The organism is Mycobacterium sp., from assembly GCF_049683935.1.
Lineage (GTDB): Bacteria > Actinomycetota > Actinomycetes > Mycobacteriales > Mycobacteriaceae > Mycobacterium.
The window spans coordinates 1-2,374 of the sequence record NZ_JBAUJR010000032.1 but is presented as its reverse complement, the minus strand read 5'-3'; the positions used below and the strand labels follow the sequence as shown (position 1 = coordinate 2,374).

Below are 2,374 nucleotides of genomic sequence, written 5' to 3'. Positions count from 1 at the left end.
GCACCATCACCGCGCCCAGCACCGTCAACCGCAGCAGCGACCCGCCGCCGCCCCAGTGGGCGGTCAGTTCCTCGAGCCCCAGCAGTTGGTCGACGACGTGGGCGGTCAGGCCGGCGGCCAGCGACGCCGTGATCGTCACCAGGATGGTGCGGACCACGTCGAGACCGACCAGGCGACCGCCCGGGGGATCGAGGCGGGTGCGCAGCAGCAGATGGCCGACGGTGGCCCCGGCGAGGAAACCCAGCCCGTTGGCCAGCCCCAGGTAGCCGGCGACAAGGTCCGGGTCGTCGGTGAGGTGCGGCGCCGCCAGCGACGCCGCGATCTTGACCGCGGTGATGACGATGATCAGCACGATCGGTGTCCACGGCTCCTGGCGCGCGTAGAACACCCGCAACTGGAGCAGTACCAGCGTGTAGGGGATCAGCGTGAACGCCGACAGCGTGATCGCCATGCCGAGGTAACCGGCATCGACCGAGCCGAAATTGCCGTAGGCGAACAGCGCGCTGCCGATCGCCGGTCCGCCGACCGTCATGATCGCCACGATCGGGATGAGCGTCACCATGGTCAGCCGGGTGGCAAGCGACAGATCGGCCAGCACGGCGGGGCCGTCCTCGGCGGCGGCGTTGCGCGACAACCGCGGCATCACCACGGTCAGCACCGTGACGCCGATGATGCCGAACGGCAGTTGCAGCACCAGCCAGGTGTAGTTGTAGATGGCGGGCCCGGATGCCGATGCGGCACTGGCGATCTGGTTGCCCACGACCATGCCCACCTGGCTGACGAGCACGTAGAGCACCATCGCCAGGGCCATCATCCCGAACTTCTTCAGGCGATCGTCGATGCCCCACAGCGGGCGCAGGCTGATCCGTTCGGCCCGGATCGCGACGAACAGCACCGCAGCCTGCGCGACGACGCCGAGGGTGGTGCCGATCCCGAGCACCAGCAGCTTGGCGTTGCCCATCTCGACGGGGTTGATCGAGAGCTCGCCCGGGACAAGGACATACAAACCGAGGGTGAGGATCGCGACCACGTTGTTCACCACCGGGGCCCACGCGGGCGGCCCGAAGATGTTGCGGGTGTTCAGGATCGCCATGAAGACCGAGGACAACCCGTAGAAGATGATCTGCGGTAGCAGCAGGAACGCGAACGCCGTGGTCAGCGGCCGGTTCACCAGCGGCTCGGATCCCAGCATCAGGTCGACCAGCAGCGGCGCCGCCAGCGTCGAGACGATGGTGACCACCAGCAGCAGCGTCACCGCCAGCGTGAGCAGTCGCCGGATGAAAGCGGACCCGCCGTCGGGGTCGTCGCGCTCGGCGCGGGCGAGCACCGGGACGAAGATCGCGGTGAACGTCGCCTCCAGAACCAGTGCGGCGATCATGTTGGGTAGCTGGTTGGCCACGGTGAACGCGCTGGACAGCGCGGCCCCGAGGATCGTGGCCAGCAACACGATCCGGGCGAACCCGGTGAGCCGACTGACCAGCGTGGCGATGGCCATTCCCCAAGATCGGGAGACGACCGCGGCGTCCGACAGTTCCGGTCGCGTGGTCGGTTGGTGCGGCACGGGCTGGGGTGGCACCCGCGGTGGGGGATGCGGGGTGCGCGCGCGCTGACCCGGTGGTTCGGTCGGGCGAGGCTTCGTTCGGCCCCGCCGACCGGGGTCACTCACTGCTGCCGCCGGTGACCGGACCCGCCGGTCGCGGCCGGACACCGTCGCGCTCCTGTCGGTGGGCGGGGTCGTCATGGCCGTATGCCAGCGCGACTTCGATGGGATCGGGACGGTCCAGGTCCGCCCGGTCCGGTTGACCGCGGAAGCGGTGCCACAGCCGGCGGCCCGCCAGCAGGACCAGCACCGCGCCCGCGGACAACGTGATGAAGAACAGCACCTGGCCGTAGGCGTTGGAGTGCACCGAGAGCCGCACCGGTTCGCCCAGCGGCAGTCCGTCGGCGGTGCTCAGTGCGACGTCGACGGCGACCCGCTGGGTGAAGTGCACCTCGATCGGCACCTTGAGCGGCAGGAAGCCCGGCGGCAGCACGATCTCTCCCATGTCGGTGACGGTCATCCCGGGCGGCGCGTCGATGTCCAGGCGGACCCGGATGGGCACCGGGAGGTCGTTGCGCAGCGCCAGGGGCAGCGGGCTGCGTTCGGTGGCCAGCGTGTAGGACCCGCCCGGGTTGACGATTGACACCGCGTTGAACAGATCCTCGACGGTGCGGCCCACCGTCGTCAGTCGCTGCTGGGCCAACCCGTTGCGGGCGTCGGGCGGCACCGAGAGGCTCAGCGCGCGAAGCAGATCCTCGCGCAGCGGCGCGGTGTACTGGTAGCCGGTCTGGCCGGTGCGCTCGTCGGTGGTCAGTGCGGCGGTCAGCCCCCAGA

Annotated in this window: 2 protein-coding genes; both read right to left on the bottom strand. The window is 69.8% G+C overall.

The annotated features are described in order from the left end of the window. The coding region (murJ, locus tag WA965_RS01950; protein ID WP_526446982.1) for a murein biosynthesis integral membrane protein MurJ at positions 1-1,495 on the bottom strand (1,495 nt) is incomplete at its 3' end. 163 nt (positions 1,496-1,658) lie between these two features. Next, on the bottom strand, positions 1,659-2,374 hold a 716-nt coding region (locus WA965_RS01945), incomplete at its 5' end, for a DUF6049 family protein (protein ID WP_526446980.1).